Source organism: Lacticaseibacillus kribbianus, assembly GCF_020180945.1.
Taxonomy (GTDB): Bacteria; Bacillota; Bacilli; order Lactobacillales; family Lactobacillaceae; genus Lacticaseibacillus; species Lacticaseibacillus kribbianus.
Window position 1 is genome coordinate 1,156,344 of record NZ_JAIPUL010000001.1, and the last position, 24,069, is coordinate 1,180,412.

Annotated in this window: 24 protein-coding genes and 1 pseudogene; 4 read left to right on the forward strand and 21 right to left on the reverse strand. The window is 62.1% G+C overall.

The window, feature by feature from the left end:
- Positions 1-102: 102 nt before the first annotated feature.
- Together LE416_RS05550 and LE416_RS05555 are read right to left on the reverse strand one after the other, a co-directional pair.
- Positions 103-366, reverse strand: a complete 264-nt coding sequence (locus tag LE416_RS05550; protein WP_225047482.1) for a GIY-YIG nuclease family protein — start codon at positions 364-366, stop codon at positions 103-105.
- Complete coding sequence (locus tag LE416_RS05555; protein ID WP_225047483.1) at positions 359-1,090, reverse strand: tRNA1(Val) (adenine(37)-N6)-methyltransferase; 732 nt, start codon at positions 1,088-1,090, stop codon at positions 359-361. The genes LE416_RS05550 and LE416_RS05555 overlap by 8 nt, the downstream gene beginning before the upstream one ends.
- 104 nt (positions 1,091-1,194) lie before the next feature.
- On the opposite strand from LE416_RS05555, the gene LE416_RS05560 reads away from it, so the two are divergent.
- Both LE416_RS05560 and LE416_RS05565 read left to right on the forward strand, forming a co-directional pair.
- Positions 1,195-1,848, forward strand: a complete 654-nt coding sequence (locus LE416_RS05560) for a lysophospholipid acyltransferase family protein (RefSeq protein WP_225047484.1) — start codon at positions 1,195-1,197, stop codon at positions 1,846-1,848.
- Between the two features lie 19 nt (positions 1,849-1,867).
- Positions 1,868-3,253, forward strand: coding sequence for an APC family permease (locus LE416_RS05565; RefSeq protein WP_225047485.1), 1,386 nt, complete (start codon positions 1,868-1,870; stop codon positions 3,251-3,253).
- A 132-nt stretch (positions 3,254-3,385) separates the two neighbouring features.
- Here LE416_RS05565 and LE416_RS05570 read toward each other — a convergent pair whose 3' ends face one another.
- The 15 genes from LE416_RS05570 to LE416_RS05640 form a co-directional block, all read right to left on the reverse strand.
- Positions 3,386-5,110 (reverse strand): ABC transporter ATP-binding protein, encoded by a 1,725-nt coding sequence (locus LE416_RS05570; protein WP_225047841.1) that lies wholly within the window; start codon positions 5,108-5,110, stop codon positions 3,386-3,388.
- Positions 5,111-5,162: 52 nt separating this feature from the next.
- Positions 5,163-6,917, reverse strand: a complete 1,755-nt coding sequence (locus LE416_RS05575) for an ABC transporter ATP-binding protein (RefSeq protein ID WP_225047486.1) — start codon at positions 6,915-6,917, stop codon at positions 5,163-5,165.
- 144 nt (positions 6,918-7,061) lie between these two features.
- Positions 7,062-7,280, reverse strand: a complete 219-nt coding sequence (locus LE416_RS05580; protein WP_225047487.1) for a YneF family protein — start codon at positions 7,278-7,280, stop codon at positions 7,062-7,064.
- Positions 7,281-7,349: 69 nt separating this feature from the next.
- Entirely contained in the window at positions 7,350-7,595 is a 246-nt protein-coding gene (locus LE416_RS05585; RefSeq protein ID WP_225047488.1) for a DUF896 domain-containing protein, read from the reverse strand.
- Positions 7,596-7,643: 48 nt separating this feature from the next.
- Positions 7,644-7,817, reverse strand: a complete 174-nt coding sequence (locus LE416_RS05590) for a hypothetical protein (RefSeq protein ID WP_225047489.1) — start codon at positions 7,815-7,817, stop codon at positions 7,644-7,646.
- A 183-nt stretch (positions 7,818-8,000) separates the two neighbouring features.
- Entirely contained in the window at positions 8,001-8,348 is a 348-nt protein-coding gene (gene rplS, locus LE416_RS05595) for a 50S ribosomal protein L19 (RefSeq protein ID WP_225047490.1), read from the reverse strand.
- Positions 8,349-8,462: 114 nt separating this feature from the next.
- Positions 8,463-10,559, reverse strand: coding sequence for an ABC transporter ATP-binding protein (locus LE416_RS05600; RefSeq protein ID WP_225047491.1), 2,097 nt, complete (start codon positions 10,557-10,559; stop codon positions 8,463-8,465).
- A gap of 1 nt (position 10,560) precedes the next feature.
- On the reverse strand, positions 10,561-12,297 hold the full coding sequence (locus LE416_RS05605; protein ID WP_225047492.1) for an ABC transporter ATP-binding protein: 1,737 nt from the start codon (positions 12,295-12,297) through the stop codon (positions 10,561-10,563).
- A 189-nt stretch (positions 12,298-12,486) separates the two neighbouring features.
- Positions 12,487-13,245: a tRNA (guanosine(37)-N1)-methyltransferase TrmD gene (trmD, locus tag LE416_RS05610; protein ID WP_225047842.1), complete on the reverse strand. Its 759-nt coding sequence runs from the start codon at positions 13,243-13,245 to the stop codon at positions 12,487-12,489.
- Positions 13,235-13,753, reverse strand: coding sequence for a ribosome maturation factor RimM (rimM, locus tag LE416_RS05615; RefSeq protein ID WP_225047493.1), 519 nt, complete (start codon positions 13,751-13,753; stop codon positions 13,235-13,237). The genes trmD and rimM overlap by 11 nt, the downstream gene beginning before the upstream one ends.
- 53 nt (positions 13,754-13,806) lie before the next feature.
- Positions 13,807-14,055 carry a KH domain-containing protein gene (locus tag LE416_RS05620; protein ID WP_225047494.1) on the reverse strand — a complete coding sequence of 83 codons (249 nt, stop codon included), beginning with the start codon at positions 14,053-14,055 and terminating at the stop codon, positions 13,807-13,809.
- Between the two features lie 8 nt (positions 14,056-14,063).
- Positions 14,064-14,339 (reverse strand): 30S ribosomal protein S16, encoded by a 276-nt coding sequence (gene rpsP / locus LE416_RS05625; protein WP_225047495.1) that lies wholly within the window; start codon positions 14,337-14,339, stop codon positions 14,064-14,066.
- A gap of 118 nt (positions 14,340-14,457) precedes the next feature.
- On the reverse strand, positions 14,458-15,201 hold the full coding sequence (gene yaaA, locus LE416_RS05630; RefSeq protein WP_225047496.1) for a peroxide stress protein YaaA: 744 nt from the start codon (positions 15,199-15,201) through the stop codon (positions 14,458-14,460).
- A 139-nt stretch (positions 15,202-15,340) separates the two neighbouring features.
- Positions 15,341-16,537 (reverse strand): glycoside hydrolase family 2 TIM barrel-domain containing protein, encoded by a 1,197-nt coding sequence (locus LE416_RS05635; RefSeq protein ID WP_225047497.1) that lies wholly within the window; start codon positions 16,535-16,537, stop codon positions 15,341-15,343.
- A 6-nt stretch (positions 16,538-16,543) separates the two neighbouring features.
- Positions 16,544-17,056, reverse strand: a complete 513-nt coding sequence (locus tag LE416_RS05640; RefSeq protein ID WP_225047498.1) for a sugar-binding domain-containing protein — start codon at positions 17,054-17,056, stop codon at positions 16,544-16,546.
- Positions 17,057-17,146: 90 nt separating this feature from the next.
- On the opposite strand from LE416_RS05640, the gene LE416_RS05645 reads away from it, so the two are divergent.
- Positions 17,147-17,968 (forward strand): helix-turn-helix domain-containing protein, encoded by an 822-nt coding sequence (locus tag LE416_RS05645; protein ID WP_225047499.1) that lies wholly within the window; start codon positions 17,147-17,149, stop codon positions 17,966-17,968.
- Positions 17,969-18,017: 49 nt separating this feature from the next.
- Here LE416_RS05645 and LE416_RS05650 read toward each other — a convergent pair whose 3' ends face one another.
- From LE416_RS05650 to spxB, 4 genes and pseudogenes are all read right to left on the reverse strand, one after another.
- Positions 18,018-18,938: an FAD:protein FMN transferase gene (locus LE416_RS05650; RefSeq protein WP_225047500.1), complete on the reverse strand. Its 921-nt coding sequence runs from the start codon at positions 18,936-18,938 to the stop codon at positions 18,018-18,020.
- Positions 18,938-19,675, reverse strand: a complete 738-nt coding sequence (locus LE416_RS13160) for a PAS domain-containing protein (protein ID WP_274705062.1) — start codon at positions 19,673-19,675, stop codon at positions 18,938-18,940. The genes LE416_RS05650 and LE416_RS13160 overlap by 1 nt, the downstream gene beginning before the upstream one ends.
- 78 nt (positions 19,676-19,753) lie before the next feature.
- Positions 19,754-20,491 carry an FAD synthetase family protein gene (locus LE416_RS05665; protein WP_225047501.1) on the reverse strand — a complete coding sequence of 246 codons (738 nt, stop codon included), beginning with the start codon at positions 20,489-20,491 and terminating at the stop codon, positions 19,754-19,756.
- A gap of 17 nt (positions 20,492-20,508) precedes the next feature.
- Positions 20,509-22,298: pseudogene (spxB, locus tag LE416_RS05670) on the reverse strand (pyruvate oxidase).
- A gap of 472 nt (positions 22,299-22,770) precedes the next feature.
- On the opposite strand from spxB, the gene LE416_RS05675 reads away from it, so the two are divergent.
- On the forward strand, positions 22,771-24,012 hold the full coding sequence (locus LE416_RS05675; RefSeq protein WP_225046665.1) for an ISL3 family transposase: 1,242 nt from the start codon (positions 22,771-22,773) through the stop codon (positions 24,010-24,012).
- Positions 24,013-24,069: the final 57 nt, after the last annotated feature.

A 24,069-nucleotide genomic window follows, 5' to 3' on the forward strand; every position in this document is an offset into this window, starting at 1 on the left:
AGCAGCACCGCGCCTGCGATCACGCTGGAATGTGAGTTGTGTTTTCACACTTGGTATAGTATACAGAACGCGGCCGGCTTTGACAAGCATTATCGCTTGACATCACCAAGAAATGCCGTGGGCGGTCAAAAACGCCTCCTTGGCCGCACGTGCCTGGTGCTTGAAGTGCCACTCGGCCGACAGCGCGTCGTGCTTGTCTTCAAAGGCCTCGGCATACAAAAGCCGCACCGGCCGGCGCGCCTTGGTGTACTTGGCGCCGCGCCCGGCGTTGTGCGTCGCCACGCGCTGGCCGACGTCATCGGTGAAGCCGCCGTAAAAGGTTCCGTCCGCGCAGAGCAGGACATAGAAGTAGTAGGGTTTAGCCATACAGCAGTCGTGAGACCTCCGTTGTGTACTGGCCATCCGTGCCGTACACCGTGACCGGCGGCAGAATGCGAATGCCGTCGGGCTTGCCGGCCTTGATGCCCTCGATCAGCACCATATTGGCCTCGCGGTCGGCCCGCGGGTGGACGAAGCGCAGCCGCTTGGGGGCCAGGTGCGCCGCGCGCATGGTCTCCAGCAGCTCGGCCAGCCGGTCCGGCCGGTGGACGAAGAAGGCCTTGCCCTGGTAGCGCAACAGCCCGGCCGTCACCCGGCAGACCGTCGCGAAGTCGGTGGTCAGCTCGTGGCGCGCCAGCGCAAGGTGTTCATTGGGGTTTTGCACGCTGCCCGGCTGCACCTTGAAGTACGGTGGGTTGCAGGTCACCACGTCAACCGAGTCGTTGGCCACCACAAGCGGTGTGTCCTTGAGGTCCAGCTGGTGCACGTCGACGTTGGTGAAGCCGTTGAGCGCAACGGAGCGCTGGGCCATGTCGGCCAGGCGCGGCTGCAGCTCAATCAAGGTCACCTGCCGGCGCGTCCGCTGCGCCACGAACAGGCCGACGGCGCCGTTGCCGGCCGCCAGATCCACCACGCGCGAGGTCGGCTTGACCTCCGCAAAGTCCGCCAGAAGCACGGCGTCCAGCGAAAAGGCGAACACCGTTTTGGATTGAATGATCTGCACGCCGGCGCCCTGCAGCCGGTCGATGCGCTCGTCATCTTGTAATGTCATCGTCATCCCCCTAATCGTTGCCTTCAATGATACCATCTCGCGCTGGTCGGCGCACGGCCGTGTGGTATAATGATGCAAGCAATTTACCCAAAGGAAGTGGCCAGATGTTTTACCGATTCATTCGCGCCGTTGCCAAGTTCCTGATCTTGATCATCAACGGCAACACGCACTACGAGAACAAGGCGGCGCTGCCCGACGGCCCCTACGTGCTGGTCGGACCGCACCGCACCTGGTGGGACCCGATCTTCTTCGCCGTGGCCGGCAGCCCAAGGCGCTACGGCTTCATGGCCAAGGAGGAGCTGTTCCACAACCCGATTCTGCGGTGGATCCTGGTGCACGCCAATGCCTTCGGGGTCAACCGCGCCAACCCGGGCCCGAGCGTGATCAAGACCCCGGTCAAGATGATCAAGAACCAGGACCTGTCGATCATCGTGTTCCCCTCTGGCACCCGCTACTCCAACCAGCTCAAAGGCGGCGCGATTCTGATCGCCAAGCTGGCCCGCGTGCCGCTGGTGCCGGCCGTCTACCAGGGGCCGGTGAAGTTCTCGCAGCTGTTTTTGCGCAAGCGCGTCACCGTGCGCTTCGGCGACCCGATCGCCGTGCCCGGCGGTCGGCTGACCGAGGACCAGACCAAGGCGCTGGGCGATCAGATGCAGGCCGCGTTCGATGCCCTGGACCACGACATCGACCCGAACTTCACCTATGTTCCGGACCAAAAGAAGTACGAGCAGGAAAAACAGGCCGGCAAGCTCAAGTAGCCGCAGGAAGGACAATCTCATGACGTTATGGCAACGACTGACCGCCAAGCCCGATCTGGATAAGACCCTGGCGGCCGACCACCAGCTGGCACGCACGCTGACCACCCGCGACCTGATCGTGCTGGGCATCGGCGCCGTGATCGGCACGGGCATCTTCATCCTGCCGGGCACCGTCGCCGCCACCACCAGTGGGCCAGCCATCACGCTGGCCTTTGTTTTGGCCGCGGTGGTGTGCAGCCTCGCCGCCATGTGCTACGCCGAGTTCGCCTCGGCGCTGCCGGTGGCGGGATCTGCCTATGCGTACGGCAACATCGTGTTCGGCCAGATTTTCGGCTGGATCATCGGCTGGGCGCTGATTCTCGAGTACATGCTGGCGGTCGCGGCGGTGTCCACCAGCTTCGCCGCCTACTTCCAAAGCCTGCTGAGCGGCTTTGGCCTCACCATTCCCAAGGACCTGGCCGGCGCCTTCGACCCGGCCCACGGCACCTACGTCAACCTGATTGCCGTGGTGGTGGTCCTGATCATCGGCTTCCTACTGTCGCGCGGGATGTCGACATCGATGAAGGTCAACCGCGCGATGGTGGTCGTCAAGCTTGCAATCATCGCCCTGTTCGTGGTGGTCGGCGCGTTTTACATCCGCCCGGTGCACTGGCAGCCCTACCTGCCCTTCGGCTTCAAGGGCGTGCTCGCCGGCGCGTCCTTGGTCTTCTTCGCCTACCTCGGCTTCGACGCGGTGTCCGCCTCGGCGCCCGAGGTGCGTGACCCGCAAAAAACGCTGCCGCGCGGCATCATCGGCACGCTGATCATCGCGACGCTGCTGTACGTCGCCGTCGCCGTGGTGCTGACCGGCATCGTGTCCTACACCCGGCTCGACGTCGCCGATCCGGTGTCCTACGCGCTGGCCCTGATCCACCAGCCGCAGCTGGGCGGCATCATCGCGCTCGGCGCCCTGGCCGGGATGTTCACGATGATGGTCACCATGATCTACTCCTCCAGCCGGCTGGTGTACGCCATCGGCCGCGACGGCCTCTTGCCGCAGTGGTTCGGCCACGTCTCGCGCAAGCTGCCGCTCAACGCGCTGTGGACCGTCACCCTGGTCATCGCCGTGATGGGCGGGCTGGTGCCACTGACGCAACTGGTCAACCTGGTCAACATCGGCACCCTGATCGCCTTTGCGTTCGTGTCGCTGGGCATCATCCCACTGCGCCGCCACGAGCGCATCGAAAACCACGGCTTTCAGGTGCCGGGCTACCCGGTCGTGCCGGTGATCTCCTTCCTGTTCTGCCTGCTTTTGATGAGCCAGCTGAGCCGCGAGACCTGGCTGATGAGCTTGGTCTGGTTCGGCCTCGGCCTTGTCGTCTACTTTGCCTATGGCTTCCGGCACCAGGGCAAGGTCCAAGACTGAAGCGCCGCACAGGCCCCGCGCCGGGTCTGCGTGTTGCCCGGTTACACCCCATCTCACCCACCCAAAAACAACTCGGCGACTTTGCCACGCAAAGTCGCCGAGTTGTTTTGATGTGCCGATGTGTCGGCTTGCTTAGTCCACGTCGCCGTTTTGGAGCCGGTACATGTCGTAGTAGCGGCCTTGCTTGGCCAGCAGTTGGTCGTGCGTGCCCGACTCGATGATGCGGCCGGCGTCGAGCACCAGGATCAGGTTGGCGTCCTTGATGGTCGACAGGCGGTGCGCAATGGCAATCGTCGTGCGGCCCTGCCGGATGCGGCGCAGGCCTTCCTGGATCACCGACTCGGTTTCCGTGTCGATGTTGGCCGTTGCCTCGTCGAGCACCAGAATCTTGGGATCGGTGACGACGGTACGGGCGAAGCTCAACAGCTGGCGCTCGCCGCTTGAAAACTGGCTGCCGCCCTCGATCACCCGCGCGTGGTAGGTGTTGGGCAGCTTATCGATGAAGCGGTCGGCCTGCACGAACTTCGCAGCGGCGACGACCTGATCATCGGTGATGTCCTCATTGAACAGGCGGATGTTGGACGACACGTCGCCGTAGAACATGAAGGAGTCCTGCAGCACCAAGCCGAGCTTGCGGCGCAGCTCCGTCATCGGGTAGTCGCGGATGTCCACGTCGTCGATCAGGATCTCGCCGGTGCCGAACTCGTAAAAGCGCATCATCACGTTGATGATCGACGACTTGCCCGAGCCGGTGTGCCCGACCAACGCGACGGTTTCGCCGGGATTGGCGACGAAGCTGATGTCGTGCAGAATCTCGTGGACGCCGTCGTAGGCGAAGCTGACGTGACGGAACTCGATTTTACCCACCGCAATGGTCGCGCTGGCACCCGGGTTTTGGCTCGGGGCATACTCGGTGTTGTCCATGATGCGGAAAATGCGGCTGCCCGCAACCACGCCGTCCTGGAAGCTCGACAGCGAATCCATCATGTTGGTCATCGGGTTGAAGAAGTTGGACACGTAGGTGGTGAAGGCGTAGATCACACCGGCCTGCACGAAGTTGTCCATCGACATCACACCGAACGCCCCGAGCACGGCGACCAAGGCCAGACTGTACAGCAGGTTGATGATCGGCGACAGCAGAAGCGAGTTGGTGCGGATCATCGCGTTGCGCGTGTCCAGGTACTCGTTGTTGGTGGCCTCGAACTCGCTTGCGATGCGCTTCTCCTGGCGGAACTGCTGGATGATGCCGATGCCTTCAATCGACTCGTTGAGCTTGGTGTTCAGCTCCGAAAGCTTCTCACGCATGTGGCGGTAAACCTTGCTGGAGTAGTGGCTGTAGTACCAGATGGCCAAAATCAGCACCGGCAGGAACGCCAGCACCAGAAGCGACACCTTGGCGTTGAGCGCATACATCATCATGAAGCTTGAGACAATCGAGAACAGCCCGACGATGACGCTCAGGATCACGTTCCAAAAGTCGGTCATGGTCATGGTGTCGTTGGTCACGCGGCTGACGATCGAGCCGGCCGGTGTCTGGTCGAAGTAGCGCATTCCAAGCGAATGCAGCTTCTTGAACAGCTGGCGGCGCACGTCCTCAAGCCCGCGCTCGGCGCCCATCGAGAACAGGAAAGTCTGGAAGAACTGGAACACGGCCTTGATCACCGTGCCCAGCGCATACAGCCCCCCGAAGGCAAAAATGATGGCGGTGGTCGCGCTCATTTTGCTCAGGAAGTGGTCCATGTAGTACTGCAGAATCTGCGGCAGCACCACGTTGGCGCCGGCCAAAAGCGCGGCGGCCAAAAGCGCGCCGAGGAACTGCTTCTTGTACGGCCTGGTGTAGCCCAAAAGCCGCTTCATGATGTGCACCTGCTCCTTGAACGGAATGCTTCTCGCCCAGGCGCTTTCGTATTTAGCCAAGTCGTTCACCTTCAATCTTTTGTTCGAGTTCCTGCTTCGCCCACATCTCGGCGTACCAGCCGTGATTGGCCAACAGCTCGTCGTGGGTGCCGCGCTCGATCACGTGACCGTCCTCGAGCACGATGATCTCGTTGGCATGCATCACGGATGACAGGCGCTGGGCCGCGATGATCGTGGTCTTGTTGGCCCGCACATCCTTGAGGTTACCCAGGATCTCGTTTTCCGTCTTCGCGTCAACCGCGGACAGCGAATCGTCGAGGATCAACAGCTCAGGGGTCGTGATCACGGCACGGGCGATGGACAGGCGCTGCTTTTGGCCCCCGGACAGAGAGACCCCGCGCTCGCCGACCAGCGTCCCGTAACCCTCGGCGAAGTCCAGGATGTCGTCGTGGACGGCGCTTTCGCGCGCCGCCTCCTCGACCTGGCCCTGGGCCTTGTCGAAGCTTGAGAAGCGGATGTTGTCCGCCACGGTGGTCGAGAACAGGAAGTTATCCTGCGGCACGTAGCCGATGGAATCCAGCAGCGCGTCCAGCGTGTAACGCCGGATGTCGTGGCCGCCGAACTCGATCACCCCAGAGTAGTCGTCGAACTCGCGCAACAGCAGCTTGAAAATGGTGCTCTTGCCCGCGCCGACGCGCCCGACGATGCCAAGCGTCTGCCCCTCGCGCAGCGTGAAGTGCACGTTGACCAGGGTCGCGTGGTCATCCCCCGGGTAGCTGAACTTGTTGACCTTGAAGCGGATGTCGCCGTGCGCCGGGGCCGCGATGGCGTCCGGAGCCTCGATGATCGCGCTTTTCTCCTGCAGCAGGCTGTTGACGCGGTCATACGACGCGTTCCCGCGCTCCAAGATGTTGAACAGCCGGCCGATGGCAAACATCGGCCAAACCAGCGAGGCAACGTAGGAGACGAAGGAGACCAGCTGTCCGATGGTGATCTGGCTGGTCAGCACCAGGTGGCCGCCGTAGACGATGGTGATGACGTAGGTGATGCCCATAATGATGCTGGTGGTCGGGTCGAACAGGGCGTCCAAGAAGTTGACCTTCTTGTTGATCAGGATGGTCTTGTCGACGATCTTGTTGAAGTCGGCGGTGTCCTCCGCCTCCTGGCCAAAGGTCTTGATCACCTTGATGCCGGAGACGGACTCCTGCGTCTTGTCGTTCAGGCGCGAGAAGGCCGCCTGCGAGCGCGCGAACGCCGCGTGCAGCCGCATGCCGAGCTTGCGCGCCATCACCGCCAGAAGCGGCATCGGCAAAATCGCGAGGATGGTCAGGCGCCAGTCAACAAAGAAGATCATCGCAAGGATCGTCGTGCCGCCGGTGATGATGGAGTCGAACAGCGTGAGGATGCCGGCGCCGGCCACGTTTTGAATCGCGTTGAGGTCGTTGGTCGCGTGGGCCATCAGATCCCCGGTACGGTGGCGCTGGTAGAACGTCGCGTCCATCTTCATGAAGTGCCAAAACAGGCGCGTGCGCAGCGTTTTTTCAAGCTTCGCCGCCCCACCCCAGATGGCGTTGCGCCACCCGAAGCGAAACAGGTACTGGCCGACCCCGGCCGCCAGGAGCAGCGCGAGCCACAACAGCAGCCGGTCAGTGGTCAGGCTGCTGGCGTCCATGGCGTCAACCAGCGTGCCAATCACTTTCGGCGGGATCAGATTCACCAGGGCCACCAGCGCGAGGAACAGAATGCCAAGCCCGTAACGCTTGCGCTCCTGCGCGAAGTACCAGCCCAATTTTTTGAAAATACCCAAGAGATGCCTCCAATAAATGAGATTGTTTGAAAATTATAGAATAATTCGGTGAACAATTGCAAACAGGCTGCTGAGAGCGGCCGGTGCAAGCGCAAAACAAAACGGCCCGACCCACAACGGGGCCGAACCGCTTCCCAGACAGTTCTACTTCGAACGCTTCTGCGCCTGCTTCATCTGCTGCATCATCTGGTTCAGCTTCTTTTCGGAAGGCTTTTGACCCATTGATAACATCATACTGCGCATCATGTCCTCGTTAACTGGGGGGTTATCGCGGAAATACTTCTTCATATAAGCTCGGGCACCGAAAAAGCCGGCAACGGCGCCGACCAGCAGCCCGAGAATCAGTCCTAACACGAATGGCATTGTCAATCCTCCCCTCTGTGATTTTCTCAACATTAACTATTGTACAAAAGCTCGCGACGCTTTGAAAGCCTAATCTTCGCGGAGACCGCGTTTGCGCTGAATCTCGCGCACCTTCTCCGGCGTGACTTCCTTGCCCGCCTTGGTGTAAAAGGCCGTGGTCTCCAGCTGTTCGCGGAACCCGGCGCGAAAATCCTTGAGGAAGGCCTCACGCAGCGCCTTGCGCTCCGCGACCTCCGCCTCCGTCAGGCCGAATTCCTTATCCTTGCGGGCCAGCTCGTTGATCCGATCCAGCCGCTCCTGTGGTTGTTGTGCCATCTCTGCCACCTCCCCGCGCGGCCCTAGCCGCGCAATCTCAATCAAGTCTTAATTCAGGTGCAGCGTCCCGACCCGGTAACCCTCCGGCGCCTGGCCGGGAAACGGGGCCGCCGCCAGCATCTGTCGGTACTCCTGGGCGCGACGCTCGGCGTGAAAGCCCTTGATCAGCTTCGTGGGCTCGCCTGGCTGATCGTAGTAAACAATGTAGATAATCGAATCCATGCGCACCCCTCCACTTCTGTGTCGCCGCGCAGCGCGCGGTGGTGCTAATTGTGCCAGCCCGCCGGCCTACCCGCTTGCCGACTGCGATTCCAAGCAAAAGGCCGCGGCGTCGTCCAAGCCGGCGTCTTCGCCCGCGGGTCTTCGCTCTTGCAACAAAAAAGGCCGCGGATGCGGCCCCTTTGATTAACGACGCTTCTCTTTGATACGAGCAGCCTTCCCGCGCAGTGCACGCAGGTAGTAGAGCTTCGCACGCCGAACTTGGCCGTGACGAACGACTTCGATCTTCTCAACACGCGGGGTGTTCAGAGGGAAGGTACGTTCAACGCCGACGCCGCTGGAAATCTTGCGGACCGTGTAGGTGGCGGAGATCCCGGAGCCGCGACGCTTGATTACGACGCCTTCGAAGATCTGGATACGTTCGCGTTCGCCTTCGACGATCTTGGCGTGGACGCGGACGGTGTCACCAGGGCGGAAGTCTGGGATATCGTCACGGAGCTGAGACTTCGTGATTTCTTGAATCAATGGGTTCATAGCTAGTTCTCCTTATTTCCGACATTCATAATCATCCCGACCAGCGGAACATCGTTGCTGTTGTGAGTTATCACAAGTAAGTAGTTTAACATAGCGCCCGCCGGCTGTAAAGGATTACTCGAAGACGAACTGGTTGTGGTAGAGCTCGGCGTAAAAGCCCTTGGCGGCGACCAGCGACTCGTGGGTGCCGCTTTCGATCACCTGGCCGTCCTTGAGCACGATGATCTTGTCCGCGTTCAGGATGGTCTTGAGGCGGTGCGCGATGACGAAGCTGGTGCGCCCCGCAATCGCGGCCTCCATCGCCCACTGGATCTGCTGTTCGGTCACGGTGTCGACGTTGCTGGTCGCCTCGTCGAGAATCAGGATCGCCGGGTCCGTCAGAATTGTGCGGGCGATTGAGATCTGCTGCTTTTGGCCGACGGAGAACACGGCGTTGCTCTCGTCCACGTGGGTCTCGTACTGCTCGGGCAGGCTCATGATGAAGTCGTGAATGTGCGTGGTCTTGGCCGCGGTGATCACCTCGGCCATCGTCGCCGCTGGCTTGCCGAAGCGGATGTTGTCGGCGATGGTGCCGGAGAACAGCACGGACTCCTGCAGGACGATGCCGACCCGAGAGCGCAGCGAGTCCAGGTCGAACTCGCGGATGTCGGTGCCATCGTAGCGGATCGCGCCGGCGTCGACGTCGTAGAAGCGGTTCATCAGGTTCATCACCGTGGTTTTGCCAGAGCCGGTCGGGCCGACCAAGGCGACCATCTCGCCCGGGGCGACCGCAATGCTGACGTCCTTGAGAATCGGCTTTCCCGGCAGGTAGCCGAAGTCGACGTGGTCGATATGGATGCCATCGCCGATGCGGTCGAAGTGCTTGCCGTTGACCGGACGCACCTCCTCGGGCTCGTCGAACATCACGTTAAGCCGCGTCGCGCCGGTCACCGCCAGCTGCAGCTGCCCAAAGGAGCTTGAGATCTGCATGATCGGATTGTAGTACTGCTGGGCGTACTGGATGAAGGTCACCACCAGGCCGAGCGCCGCGGCGGTGCTCAGGCTGGCGTCGTTGAGCGCGATGCGCGTGCCCAGGAAGATCACAAGCGCCGTGGTGACCAAGGAGAAGCCGTTCATCAGGGGGAAAATCATCCCGGACCAGGCCTGCGCGGCGAAGGTCGAACGCTGGACCGCCGCGTTGCGGCCGACGAAGCCGGCGATTGCCTGCTGCTGCTGGCCCTGCACGATGATCGCCTTTTGGCCCGAGATCTTCTCGTCCATGTAGGCGTTGAGGTCCCCGACCTCCTTTTGCTGGCGGTCGGTGTAGCGCTTGGCCTGCGCGACGATCACGATTGCGCACAGCACGGCGACCGGGGTCGTGGACACGGTCACCCACGCTAGGCTGACGTTTTGGCGGAAGATCATGATCACGATCCCGACGAACAGCGCGACGTTGGTGGTGACGTTCACGGCGGCCTGGTTCAGCGTGTTTTGGATGTTGTCCAGGTCCGAGGTGAAGCGCGCCAGGATGTCGCCGTCCTCGTGGCGGTCGAAGTACGCGATGGTCATGCGTTCAAGCTTGCCGAACAGGCCCTTGCGCATGCGGTTGGTCGCGTGCGCGACAATCCGGGTGAACAGCAGCGTGTACAGCAGCTGCGCCACGCCGGTCATGACGTAAAAGGCCAACAGCTTCCACATCGTGCCGAGAAAATCGGCCTTGCTGGCGGCACCGGAAACCGCAACCTTGTGCAGAGTGGCCACCGTCGTGCCCTTGGGCAGGTGTTTTTGCAGGCTGGCCGGGACGTTGGCGTCGGTCAGCCGCTGCCAGGCGTCCGGCATCGCGGCCAGCGCCTGCAGCCCCTTGATGGTGGTGCCCTCAGGCAGGCTGGCCGTGACCTGGCTTGGCACGCTGGCGTCGGTCAGGTCGCGCCAGTCGACGGTCTCGCCGCTGGCCTGGCCGAGCTTGCCTGCGATGCCTTCCAGGGCGTCTTGGGCCTTGATGCCGCCGTCTGCCATCTGCTTGAGCGCCTTTTTGGCCTCCGGGGCGTGCTGGTGGGTGAAGAAGTCGCCGACGTAGGTCGACAGGTCGGTGATCGCATCGCCCATCACCACCGGCGCCTTGACCTGCAGGTAGGTGGCGGTGATGATGAGCACCGCAATCAGCAGGAACTGCGGCTTGTACTTCTTGAGGTACAGGTAGAAGAATTTGATGGCCCGTTTCGTGTCGCTCATCTTACGCCTCCTTTGCCTTTTGCGTGTTGTAGATTTCCTGGTAAACCGGCGAGCTTTCGACCAGTTCGCGGTGCGTGCCCATCGCCACCAGGCGGCCGGCCTCCAGCACCAGGATTTTGTCGGCGTGCACGACGCTTGAGATCTTCTGCGCGATGATGATGGTGGTGGTGCCCTTCAGCTCGCGGTTGAAGGCGTCCTGCACCAGCTTTTCGGAGCGCGCGTCCAGCGCCGAGGTCGAATCGTCGAGGATCAGGACCTTCGGCGCGCCGATCACGCCGCGGGTGATGGACATCCGCTGCTTTTGACCGCCGGAAAAGTTGTTGCCGCGCTCCTCGACCGGCGCCTCGTAGCGCTCCGGCAGCCGGTCGATGAACTCGGCGGCCTGGGCGATGTTGGCGGCGCGGTCCATGTCCGCGGCCGTCGCGTCGGGCTTGCCCTGCTTCAGGTTGCCGGAGATGGTGCCGGAGAACAGGATCGCCTTTTGGAGGACCATCGCGACGGTCTGGCGCAGCGTCGCCTGCGACACGTGCCGCAGGTCGCGCCCGCCGACCAGCACCCGGCCTTCAGTCGGGTCGAACAGCCGCGGAATCAGCTGGGCCAGCGTGGACTTGCCGGCACCGGTCGCACCGACCACCCCGACCATCTCGCCGGGCGCCAGCTTGAAGCTGATGTCCTGCAGCGTCGGGTGCTCGTCGTTGGGGTACGCGAAGCTCACGTGGTCGAACTCGACGTCACCACCAAGGTCCTCGACCGCGTCGGTGTCGTACGTCATCGCGGTTTCGGTGTTCAGAACCTCCTGAATGCGGCCGATCGAAACGAAGCCACGCGAGGCAAACATCGACATCATGCCACCCATAATGATGGCGAACATGATCTGCATCATGTACTGGATGAACGACATGATGCCGCCGAGCTGGTCCTGCGCCACGCTGGCCGATTCGGTCACGAAGTTGGCAACCAGCAGGATGGCGCCGAAAATCGCCAGCTGCGAGATAATGGTGAAGGCCGGAATCATGGTCGAAAAGGTGTAGCCCACCGCCAGGTTGTGGCCGTTCAGGGTGTCTGACGCGGCATCGAACTGCGCCGCCTGGTTGGCCTCCTGCACAAAGGACTTCACCACCCGCGCCCCGCGCAGGTTGTCCTTAGCGATGCCGTTGATCTTGTCCATCAGGCTCTGGAAGGCCGCAAAGTGCGGGCCCATCCGTCCCATCGACACCGCCGTGACCAGCACGATCAGGACCACCATCACGATGATGATCCACCACAGCCGCGGCATGGTCATGATCGACAGGATGAACGCGCCGACGAACAGCAGCGGCACCCGGATCAGCACCTGGAACACCATCATCAAAAGCATCTGGACCTGGTTAACGTCGTTGGTCATGCGCACGACCAGGTTTTCCGCCTTGAACTTTTCGATGTCTTCGTAGGAGAAGGTCTGAATCTTGCGGAACGTCTGCTCGCGCAGGTCGGCGGACACGGCCTGCGCGATCTTGGCGGCGGCCAGCGTGTTCAGGACCGAGCCGATCAGCCCGACCACGGCGACGATCAAAAGCCCCACCCCGTAGCCGGAGATGCGGTCGATCTTGCCGTTGGTCGACAGGCTCATGTCGGCCATGACACTCAAAATATTTTTCATGTAGCTGGGCTGCCAAAGGGTGGTACCCACCTGCAACAGCATCGTCGCAAGGGCCGCGGCGACCAGCCACTTGTACTTCCCGATTGCCTTGATTACCATATCGTTCTCCTCACGCGTTGAGAGTTGCCGCCCGTTGTTCCTGGCGGCGCAGCGAATTTGGATTATACGCCGATGACCGGAAGATGTAAATTAATTATCACGGATTATGAGTTCTTTCGGGTCAACGACCGCGCCGACGCAAAAAACCACCCGGCTGCCGAGCAGTCGGGTGGTGCGGTCGCACGATAATTAGTCTTGGTCGTCCGGCGCCACCACGGTGCGCGCCTCGCGCTCGACCTCGCGCAGCAGCTTTTGGGCCGCCTTGTCCAGCGGCAGATCCGCCAAAAGGTCCGGGCGGCGTGCCAGAGTGCGCCGCAGCGACTCCTTGAGCCGCCACTGCGCGATCAGCTGGTGGTTGCCGTTTTGAAGCACCGCCGGCACCTGCATGCCGCGGTACTCGGCCGGCCGGGTGTACTCGGGGTAGTTCAGCAGGCCGTTTTCGAAGCTGTCCGTCGCCGCGCTTTCCGCGTTGCCCAGCACGCCGGGCAGGAAGCGGACGGTCGCGTCGATCATCATCATCGCCGGCAGCTCGCCGCCAGTCAAAACGAAGTCGCCGATGGAAAACTCGTCGGTGACCAAAGTCCGGATGCGCTCGTCGTAGCCCTCGTAGTGGCCGCAGATGAAGACCAGATGGTCCTCTGCCGCCAGCTCCTTGGCCGCGACGTGGTCAAACTTGCGCCCGGCCGGGTCCAGCAGGATCACCCGCTTGGGTCCCGGGTGGGCGGATTCCAGCTCGTCCATCGCCTCAAAAATCGGCTCGGGCTTCAACAGCATCCCCGCCCCGCCGCCGTACGGCGTGTCGTCGACGTGGTTGTGCTTGTCGTGGCTGTAGCGGCGAAAGTCGATGACGTTGAAGTCCAGCAGTTTTTGCTCAAGCGCCTTGCCGATGATGCTTTGCGACATCGGACCGAACATGTCGGGGAACAGCGACAGCACATCAATCCGCATCGTCAATCAGCCCCTCCGGCACGTCGACCCATGCGGTGTGGGCCGCCAGATCGATGCGCAAGACCACACTGTTCAAAAACGGCAGCAGGACGTCCGCCTTGCCCGGGCGCGGGATCACCCAGACATCGTTGGGCCCAGGGCTCAGAATCTCCGAGACCTGACCCAACGTGGCACCGGTCTGATCGATCACGGTCAGGCCGATGATGTCGTGGTAGTAGTACTCGCCGTCGTCAAGCTCGCCCTGCTCGGTGTCCGCCACCGACAGCATCTGGCCCTTGAACGGCAGCACTTGGTTGATGTCGTCGTAGCCGGCAAGCGTCAGCAGGTACATGCCCTTTTGCTCGCGGCTGGCGGTCACTTGGACCTCGACGTTCGTCTTGCCCTCCACGACCAGCTTGCTGCCCTTGGCGAAGCGCTTGGCGGGAAAGTCGGTAATCGGCACGACCTTGAGCTCGCCGCGAATGCCGTGCGTGTTGACGATTTTGCCAACGTGATAAAGGTTTGCCATGAGTCCTCCTTGGCTGTCTGATACCAAAAACGACCAGCTTTCGCCGGTCGTTGTCAGTCTTGCGGCGCGTCCATGATGTTCAGGCGCACCCGCTTCGTATATGGTGATTTGACGGAGTAGACGATCGTGCGGATTGCCTGGGCAACCCGCCCGCTCTTGCCGATCACGCGACCGACATCGTCTGCGGCCACCGTCAAGTCAAAGGCCATGTAGTCCGCCGTTTCGTGCGGCGTGACCTGCACGGCTTCGGGGTGGGTGACTAATGGCGTCACGATTGCTCGAATCAAAGCCGCGATGTCCACGTTATCCCCTACTTCTTGGTGAAGCGCGCTTCGTGATACTTCTGCATCAAGCCCTTGCTGGAAAGCAAGTTGCGAACGGTATCGGAAGGCTGTGCGCCCTTCTGAAGCCAATCCAAGATGCTGTCTTCGTCCAGCTTCAAGTCAACTGGTTCGGTCAACGGGTTGTAGTAACCGACGGATTCGATAAACCGGCCATCGCGTGGGGAGCGAGAATCAGCAACCACGACGCGGTAGAAAGGCTTACGCTTGGAACCCATCCGCTTCAAACGAATTTTAACTGCCATTAAGTCCACCTCCTGTAAATTTCTCAACCTCAAAATAATAGCAAAGATTCATAGGCGTGTAAAGAGGTTTTTCTTTACAACCCCCAAAAAGTTGTGGGCGCGACTTTTTTCCGGTGTCTCAGCGCTCGGTGAAGACGAGGTGCGCTCGGTCCGAGCGCGCCGCGTCGAAGCGGTAGCGCGGATCGTCGAAGGCGGCCACGTCGGCCAGCGCCGTGACCTGGTGCTCGGCCAAAAACCGCACCATCGCCCCGCGCGCCTGCTTGGCGTGCGTCGCCTGCACCCGCACGCGCCCGCCGACCACGCGGCCGAACACCACGGGCACCAGCGCCTGCCCGGGTGTCAGGTAAGGCGTGACGGCGCGGCTGTACTCGACGGACGCGAGGTCCAGCACTGTACCCGGGCCAAAGGCCAGCCCGGCATGAAGCCGCGCCCCCCAGAAGTCGTAGAGGTTGCGTGCCCCGCCCACCGCAAGTGCCTCGTCCAAAGACAGCCGGTACGGCACCACGCCGTCGAAGGGGCGCAGCACCCCGTAGAGCCCGGACAGGATCCGCAGGTGGGTCTGAACGTAATCCAGCGCCGGCGCGGTGAACAGGTCCGGGGCCATCGCCTGGTACTGCAGGCCGACGAAGCTCATCAAGGCCGGCGTCAGCGGCCCGTCCAGCCGGCTGTTCTGCAGCGTCTTGTAGGCGGCGTCCGCCACCCGGTCGCTGCAGCGCCACAGCGCCTGGGCGGCCGGGCGCGACAGGCGCTTCATCGCCGCCAACAGCGTGGTCGCTTCTTCTATATACATCGGCCGGCTGACCGGCACGAAGCTGTCCAGGTCTTGCACCATTCGCTTGGCCGGGGAAATGATGATCTGCATCCTGCCACCTCCAGCAGCTACCATACCGGTTTTGTCCGCCAAACACAAGCGGCCGCGCGCACCGTCTGGGTCATCCCCGACGGCGCGCGCGGCCGCAACGCCACGTGTCTAACAGTCCCCCGAAAAGCCGGGCGACTGCCTAGTCCTCGATGGCCGCCTTCTGTTGGTTGATGGCGGCGAACAGGGCCGGATTGAACTTCGGCGTGCGGTCGTAGTAGTACAGACCGTTGCGCTCCTGCTCGACGTCGTACAGCTGCGTGTAGCAGAAGCTTGAGACATGCGGGTTGCCCAGCAGCACGTCGGTCAGGCCGCGGTAGCGCGCAGCGAAGGCCGCCTCATCGGTCGGCTCGCCGTAGCCCCAGGCCACCCCTTCCGCGGTGCCAGGCGCCCACTTGATGCCGCCGTACTCGGACACTGCAATCGGCAGTCCGGCCTGGTAGTGCTGGCGGGCGTCGTGCTCGTCCCAAAACTCGCCGTTGGCCGCCTGGGTGCCATCAAAGTGCTGCGCCATGACGGCCGGATCCTGCGTGTAGTCGTGCACGTCGTACAGGTCGGTTGCGCCGTGGTAGTTGCCGCTGGTGTCCACGCACGGGCGCGTGGCGTCCAGTGCCTTAGTCGTCTGGTACACCAGGTTGATGGCGTCCAGCCGCTGCGGTCGGCCATCGATGTCCCAAGTCTCGTTGAAGGGGCACCAAGTCACGATGCTCGGGTGGCTCCAGTCGCGACGCACCGCCGCCAGCCACTCGGGCAGGAAGTGGTAGAGCCCGTCGGCGTCCGCCATGTCGATGCCCCAGCTGGCCATCTCGCCCCAGACCATGTAACCCGCGCGGTCGCAGTGGTAAAGGTAGCGCGGATCGACGACCTTCTGGTGCAGCCGTGCGCCGTTGAAGCCGCAGGCCACGCTCAACGCGATGTCGGCCTCAAAGGTCGCGTCGTCCGGTGCGGTGAAGATGCCGGTGGGGTAAAAGCCCTGATCAAGCACCAGCCGCTGGAACACGGACTTGCCGTTCAGCAGGAACTTGTAGCCGTCGTAGCGCACGTCGCGCAGCCCGAAGTAGCTGGTCACCCGGTCGGCGCCAAAAGTCAACACGACGTCGTACAGCCGACCGTGGCCGATCTCCCACAGGTGTTTTTCGCTCAGCGGCACACCGATGGTCAGCGTGCCTGCGGCCTGGTCAACGTGCGCCTCCCCCACGGGTTTTCCGGCGTAGGTCACCGCAACGTCAAGCGAGGCCTCACCGGCCAGGGTCAGCTGAACGGTCACCGACTGGCTGGCAACGTCCGGCACGAAGCGGACCGTCTCGACGTGGGTCTGGGGCAGGAACTCGAGCCACACCGTCTGCTAGATGCCGGTGGTGCGGGTGTAATCGCAGCCGTGCGACTGGTAGAGGTGGCTCTGCTTGCCACCGGGCTGCTTGCCAGAGCGCACGTCGTCTTGCGCGCAGACCACCAAGGTGTTGTCACCCTCGTGCAGCTGGGCCTGAATGTCGCAGGCGAACGGCACGAAGCCGCCGGTGTGTTCCGCCACCTGAACCCCGTTGACGAACACGGTGGCGCGGTAGTCGACGGCGCCAAAGTGCAGGCGCACGGTGTCGGCGAGCTGGGCCGCGGTCACCGTGATGGTGCGCCGGTACCAGACCGCCGCCATGAAGTCGACGTTGCCGATCCCGCTCAGCGTGCTCTCCGGCGGGTAGGGCACGGTGATCTGGCGGTCGAAAGGCGCCGCGGTTTCGAAGTGGCGGTCGCGACCGGAGTCGGCCGCATCGATCAGAAAGTCCCACTGGCCGTTCAAGTTCTGCCACTGGGCGCGTTGCATCATCGGTTCTGGAAATTCTGGACGAGGAATTGTCGTCATGTTACACCTCCGCTTTATTTTGCCTCTAGTTTAGCGTATGCTGGGGCACAGACAAGAGTGCATTCGCTTACAAAAGTGAGGAATAACCGCATGAAGGAATTAATCTACAGCTTCCTGCCCAGCCAGTTTTCGGACCCCAGCCTGTTTTGGATTGAGCTGGCCGGCGTCACCTACCCGTTCCCCTCGTACCATGTCGAGCGGACACACTCCGCCGTCTTTTGCCTCGAGCACGTCGACGCAGGGCGCGGCATCCTTGAGGCCGACGGCGTGCGCCACCTGGTCCAGGGCGGCGACACTTACCTTCTGCCGGCGGGCGCCGACCACCGCTACTGGTCGGACCCCCACGACCCGATGCAAAAACGCTGGGTGAACTTCGCCGGCGCCGTGCCGACGCAGCTGGTGACCGCCTACCAGCTCAGCGGCCAGGTCGTTTTCCCCGGGCTGGACGTCGGGCCGCAGCTGGACGCGCTGCACCGCCAGTGCGCCGACGCGACGCTGACGCCGGTCGCCCGCGGGCTTGAGGGCTCAGTCGCCGTGCACCGGCTGCTGTTCAGCCTGCACGCCTTCGCCGCCACCCACGCCCGCGTCCAGCAGGCGCCAGAGGCCGCGGTGGTACGCGGTTACCTGGACAATCACTTAGAGGAACCAGTCACCATCGCGCAGCTTGCGGCACTGGTCAGCTTGTCGCCGTCGCAGCTGACCCGCCAGTTCAAGCAGGCCTTCGGGACCACCCCCTACGCCTACCTGCAGGACCGGCGGCTGGCAATGGCCAAAACGCTGCTGCGCCACACCAGCCTACCGGTAACCGCCATTGCCAGCCGGCTGAGCTTCGCCGACGCACACTACTTCTCCAACGCTTTTACCAAGGCGGTGGGCGTGCGCCCCGGTGAGTGGCGGCGGCGAAGCGACTGACCGCAACGCAAACACGGCACCACCCACAGAGGGTGGTGCCGTGTTTGCGTTACTTGGTGATCGTGGTGCCGACGACCTCGGTGTGCCCGTCCTGGTAGGCGAACACCGCGCCGAAGTGGGTCGGATCATCGTTCCAGTCGGGCACGGGGCCGCCGGCGAAAAACAGGCGCTTGGCCTCAAGCTCGCCTTGAATCGAGTCCTTGGTGAACACCGTCACCCCGGCAAGCTCGGTCTGAAGCGGGTAGCCGGTGCGCGGGTCCATCAGGTGGTGGTACTTCTTGCCGTCCTTGACCAAAAAGCGCTCATAGATGCCCGACGTCACCGCCGAGCAGGCCGGCAGCACCGTGCACCCGAGGTCGGTGTGCCGCGACTTGCTGGGGTCTTGCACGCCGATCACCCACTTGCCGTCGGTCCGCCGTGGCGAGTCACCGACGAACAGCAGGTTACCGCCGAGGTCGATGATGCCGGCGGCGACGCCGTACGCGCCCCACAGCGCGCGAATCTGGTCGGCGATGAAGCCCTTGGCGATACCGCCGAGGTCAAGCTCCATGCCTGGGTGCGCCAGGCGCACGGTGTGGGCCGCGTCATCCAGCACCACCCCGTCCGGGTCGCTCAGCGCCAGGCGCGCCGCGATGGCCAGGTCACTCGGGACGTTGGCGCCGGTGAAGCCGATCTTCCACAGCTTGACAAGGGGGCCGATCAGCGCGTTGAAACCAAAGCCCTCGCGGCTGGCCGCGGCCGCCTGGCGGATCAGGCCGTAGGTGGCGCTTGACACCGCCACCGCGGCCGTGCCGGCGGCGTGGTTGACCGCCATCACCTCGGACTGGGCGCGGTTGACCGTCAGGCGGTCCTCCTCGCGGTTGATCAGCGTGGCCGCCGCGTCGAGCGCCGAATCGTCGAGCTCGCCAAACACGGTCAGGTTGATGCGCGTCCCCAGGGCGTGCAGCGTCTTAACCCGCTTCGTCGTCATCACAGGTCGTATGTGAACGGCCCAGGCTTGCCGGCCGTGGCCGGGCCCTCGGAGGCGCCAGTCGTCGCGTCGGCCTTCGGTGCCGGGGCCGCCTCTTCTTCAGACGCGCCACTGGTGGCGTCAACCGCCGGAGCGGCCTCTTCCTCGGACGCACCGCTGGTCGCATCGGCCTTTGGTGCCGGGGTCGCTTCCTCTTCGGAGGCACCGCTGGTCGCGTCGGCCTTCGGTGCCGGGGCTGCCTCCTCTTCGGAGGCGCCGCTGGTCGCGTCGACCGTGCCGGTCTTGCCATCGGCCTTGGAGGCGCCGGTGGAGGCATCGGACCAGCCGCCGTTCTCGTAGGCCGTCAGGATTGCCTCTACGCTGCCCGTGAACTCGATGGTGCCAAGGTACTCGCCATCGACGTCGCGCAGCGCGTAGTACTGGATGTAGACGCGGTGACCATGCATCATCAGCGGGCGGGCCACGAAGTCGCGGGAGCCGTCCTTGAAGCTGTTAATGATGCCCATCACCACCGGCAGCACGCGGGCCGGGTGGCATTCCGCCACGGTTTCGTTCAGCTGGTCAACCGTGCGCACGTGCTCGCGGTTAGGCTTGTTGGAGAACCAGGTGAAGTGGTCTGTGTGGTCGATCAGGTCGATTTCGAAGGGAATGGTGCTGAAAATCTGCTGCACCTCGGTCAGCGTCAGCCGGCCGGTTGGGAACTGGATGTAGGTGCCATCGTACTCTGGTTTACTCATGATTTATCCTCCTGTTGCCGCGGTGCCTGACTGCGGCGAAGTGTGTCATGGAAAAAGCCCAGTCCTCTGGGCTTTTTCCTAGCCGCCGACCGCCTGAATCTGGGGTTGACGGCGCAAGAAGCGCAATTGCGTGCAGCCGGCTGGCAGCCGCAGGATGTTGTCGGCGACCCGAACGCGCACCGGCCGTCCGCCTTGATCCACCGCCTCGTAGCAGCCATTAGGAGGTAACTGCTGCGAGGTCGGATCGGCGATGACGTAGGGGTGGCCCAGAAGCGCCGTCGCGGCCGCGAAGTTTCCGGCCGCAATCAGGCCGCGAATCCGCGTGGACGACACCTTCTGGCGCGCCGCAGTCAGCTTCGGCACCACCGTGGTGGCGAAGCGTCCGGCGGCAAGCGCCGGCAGTGCGGCCGCCGTGGTGGTGCCGCCGCGGCCGAACGTGTAGTCGAACCCGGCCACCACCCGCACCGCACCGAGCGGCACCAGGCAGTCGGCCACGAAGGCCTCTGGGCTCAGGTTTGCGAAGGCCGAATCGAAGGTGGCCACGTACAGGTGGTCGACCCCGAGCTCTGCCATCAGCTCAGCCTTTTGGGCGATGGTGGTCAGGTACGGCACGGGGCGCTTGGCGAACAGCGCCGAGGCGTGCCGGTCGAAAGTCAGGACCGACAGTGCCACGCCCGCGTCGCGTGCGGCCGTCCGAGCAGCCGCGATCACGCGCTGATGGCCGCGATGCACCCCATCGAAGAATCCAAGCGCCAGTACGCAGGGCGCGTGCAAGGGCACCGGGGAAGCGGTGAGGTTGAGCATCGTCACGTCCATGCGCCTGCCCCTCCTGCCTACTTGGCCTTCTTGCCGCTTTTCTTGGCGTCCGCCTTCGCAAGCTGCGCGTCCTTGGCGTCCTTCAGGAACGCCCGGAACGGCTTAATGGCCTGCGCATCGTACTTGGCCACGAACTCATCGATCTGCTTTTGGTCCTGGTAGGCCGGGTCGATGAACATGTGCTGCGTGGTGAACGGCATCTTGTGCGTCAGCTTGACGTCGATGACCACCGGCAGATCGGTGTTCTTCGCGTCGTCGATGGCCGCCTGAAACTCGGCCTTGTCGTGCACGGTGTAGGCCTTGGCGCCCATCCCCTTGCCGATTGTCGCCCAGTCCGTGTCCGGAATATCAACCCCGGAAAGTGGCTGGTGCGTGTCGTCGCGCTGCTCGGCCTCGATGAAGCCCAGCGTTGCGTTGGAGAACACGACGTTGATGATGTGCAGGCCGTACTTGACCTGGGTCAGGATTTCCTCGCACAGCATCGCGTAGCCACCGTCACCGGACAGGGAGTAGACGTCGCGATCTGGGTAAACCACCTTGGCCGCAATTGCGGCAGGGAGGCCGTAACCCATGGTCGCATACTTCCCGGAGGTCGTCCACTTCATCGTGTGCTTAATGTCCAGCAGGCGCTCGAAGTTGATGTTGACGTTGCCGACATCGATGGCCCAGACCGCCTTGTCGGACGCGGTCTTGTTCAGCACGTCGAAGATTGGCTCCGGGCGAACCGGGGACTCGCTGGAATCCTTGAAGCTGTCCTGCCACTCGGTCCAGTTCTTCTTGTTGGCAATGCAGGCCTCATAGAACGGTGTCGGCTTGGACTCCGTGCCCGCCTTGTAGATCGCCTTCAGCGCTTCCTTGGCGTCGGCCAGGATGGCGACGTCGTTGTGGCGGCGCTTGCCCAACTTCGTGCTTTCGATGTCGATCTGGATCACCTTGGCGTTCGGGTTGAACAAGAGGCTTGCGAACGGCACATCGTTGCCGACCCACAGGATCAGGTCCGTGGCCATCGCGGCCTCAACACCAGGCTTTGGTGCGACACGGCCGGTAGAGCCGAGGTAGGCCGGGTAGTCCTCGTCGAGCACCCCTTTGGCCAAAACGGAGGAGACCAGAGGCATCTTGTACTTCTCGGACACCTTGATCAGCTGCTTGCGGGCGTGCTTGGCACCGAGCCCGAAGTAGATGATCGGGCCCTTGGCCTGCTTGATCAACGCGACGGCTTCTTCGATGCGCACCGGATCCGGCTGAATCGCGTAAGGCGTGATCTGCGTGTTGGCGTTGGAAACGTAATTGTCCTTGATCTGTGCCCAGCCGAAGTCCTTGGGATGGTGACCACGGCCGGCCCCTTCTTCTCGTAGGCCTCCTGAATCGCCTCGTCGATCACCTTCGGCAGGCTCTGGGCGGTCATGACGGTGCGGTTCCAGACCGCGACGTCGTTGAAGATCGGTTCCTCGTTCATCGCCTGGAAGAAGTCGATGTTCATGTTCTTGGACGGCACCTGGGCGACGATGGCCAAAACCGGCACGCGGTCGATCTTGGCGTCGTACAGCCCGTTGAGCAGGTGAACCGCGCCGGGGCCGGCGGAACCGAAGCAGACACCAATCTGGCCGGTGAGCTTCGCGTCCGCGGCGGCGGCGAGAGCGCCAGCCTCCTCGTGACGAACCTGAATGAACTTGATCTTGTCCTGCTGGTTGTGCAGCGCGTTCATCGTGGAGTCGAACGAGCCACCAGGGTAACCGTAGATGTGATTGACACCCCAGGATTCAATGACCTTGAGGACGGCGTCGGAGCCGCTGATTGTTTGTGTCATAATGAGCCTCCTATGTGTTTCATGCGTGTAAGTGCTGTAAGTCTGAAAGCGGGCGTTAGCGGAACCGAAATTACCATGGAACCGCTTTACAAGGATTAGTCTAGCCCCCGTTCACGGTTTTGACCATATCCGCATCTATCCTGATTGTTTCCCAAAACTGACAAAACTGTACCAGTCAACAACAGTGAGGTGTCTCCCATCCCCTCCATTGTCCGCCCCGACTGCACCGCGGGCAAGAAATCTGCCTGATGCTAGGCAGTTTGATCATCGCCTTACTGCACGCTGGCCGGTGGCCTAAGCGCGCCGCGCTGCGCCCTGGGTAAAAAAAAGGGTCTACACTTTCTGGTGTTGGAGAATTCCAACGCCGAGAGTGTAGACCTTTTTTCAATAACAGCGCAAAATAAAAGGGCACCATCTAGCACCCGTTCTTCGCTCCAAGCGACCAAACCTAAAACAAAGCGAGGTATTAGTGATGTCCAACCTTGATTCTACGCTCTCTGTCCTGGGATTGCCATACGAGAACATTCATGTAACCGCAGTTTACGACGGCTACCGAGGCCGGGGCAAGCGGCGCCTTCAGTACCACGTCATTGCGTGTGATCTCACTTACCACCGCGATACTTGTCCTCACTGTGGTGAAGACGCGTTGCGACCTAACGGTCATAAGGCGACACACATCCGCATTCAATCACTCAGTCAACTTCCAACGCTTCTTGAGCTTTCCAAACAGCGCTGGCTCTGCTCGGCCTGCCATCGTACCTGTTCCGCAGAGACACCGCTTGTGGCCTACAATGACACGATTGCCCACTCAATCAAGCAAACAGTCCTACAGCTTGCCAGGCAGTCCCTCCCCGAAGCAGTGATTGCCAAAAATACGGGTATCTCTGCAGCGACAGTTCGACGAGAACTCAAGTCCCATCTCCACCATCGCAGTCGCCCGGAGTTGCCGACCAACCTATGTTTTGACGAGTTTCGATCAACTCAGAATATGATGTCCTTCATCTGTATTGATGGCGATACCCATCGATTGGTGAAGCTTCTTGGCGACCGTCTGAATAAGACTATCAAGGACTTCTTTCTTGCCAACTACTCCACGGCAGAACGCGCCGCCGTTCAGACCATCACAATGGACATGAACGCCTCCTACCAAGCTTTTATCCACCAAGTTTTCCCCAATGCCCAGCTCATCATCGATCGCTTCCATATCGTTCAGTTGCTCGGTCACGCGGTGGACACTGTGCGCGTCGCAACGCTTAAGCAGCTCGACGACAAAACGAGCCGAGTCTACCGTATTCTTAAACATCAGTGGCGGCTCTTCCACAAGGCCGCACCGGACGCGATACACACCAAATACATGCGTGGGCTGAACGAGCATATCACGGAACAGGGCGCCCTAGATGTGGCGTTCACCGCCAACCCTCGGTTGGCCACAGTATGCGAAACCTACCAAGCGCTTCACGATGCCTTGATGGGCCACAATCCGCGGCGGTTGTGGCAGTTACTTGAACACTACGAGTCAACCGGAACCGAAATGGACACCGCAATCCGCACGCTCAAATCGAACCAGGCTGGAATTCTGGCGGCAGCGGACAGTTGGCGTTCCAACGGTCCACTTGAAGGGATTAATCGCAAGATCAAAGCGCTCAAGCGATCGTGCTATGGATTCAGAGACCAAGCTCACTTCTTCGAGCGGATCTACCAGATTATCGCATAAATAACAAAAGAGCCCCTCCAAAGAGGAACTCCCAGAAAATATCAAATTATTCTTCAA